Annotated in this window: 1 protein-coding gene and 1 pseudogene; both read left to right on the forward strand. The window is 45.5% G+C overall.

Going from position 1 to position 662, the window contains the following annotated elements; genetic code table 11:
* Window positions 1-228, forward strand: a pseudogene (gene sufC, locus A3738_RS00925) (Fe-S cluster assembly ATPase SufC); the annotation flags it as partial.
* Window positions 229-231: 3 nt separating this feature from the next.
* Window positions 232-662 (forward strand): hypothetical protein (locus A3738_RS00930; protein WP_156503851.1); only part of this gene is annotated, 431 nt, incomplete at its 3' end.

The raw sequence follows: 662 nt of genomic DNA on the forward strand, positions 1-662 counted from the left end.
GCACTACGTGTTGTGGCTGATGGCGTAAACGCGCTTCGCTCTCCAGATCGAGCGGTTGTTATGGTTACGCACTACCAGCGCTTGCTTGATTACATTGTTCCAGATTATGTTCACGTTTTGGCTGGCGGTAAAATCATCAAATCAGGCGGCAAAGAGCTTGCACTTGAGCTTGAAGAAAAAGGCTACGGCTGGTTAGGTCTTGAAGACAACGCAGAAAGCGAGGCATAAGCGATGACTCAACTCAGCTCTTTGGCTGTCGTTGAAGCGCATCAGCTTAACTCTGCTCTTCCAAGCCAAATTCAAACATTACAGAAAAACGCACAAGAGAAACTATCTACGCTTGTTGTGCCAACGCGCAAAACAGAGCATTGGAAGTATTCTGCAAAGCGTTTAGGTGATCTAAGCCTTCTCAGTAACAACTCTGAGACAGTAAGCACCACAGCATTTGTCGAAAATGCTATCTACATAGACATCTCAGCTGCTGGTATTGACGCCGCGGCATTAAGCGAGATCGAAGAATCGGGCTTAACTCTTCAAGCTTTTACGAAACTTAGTGATGAAGACTGCTCAGCAATCATTGAACTTGCAGAATATGAGCGCGGAGAGCTTGAACAAATCAATACCGCTCTTTTCAATGATGGACTAGTCATTCGCATTGCTAA

It is taken from the genome of Oleiphilus sp. HI0066 (genome assembly GCF_001635725.1).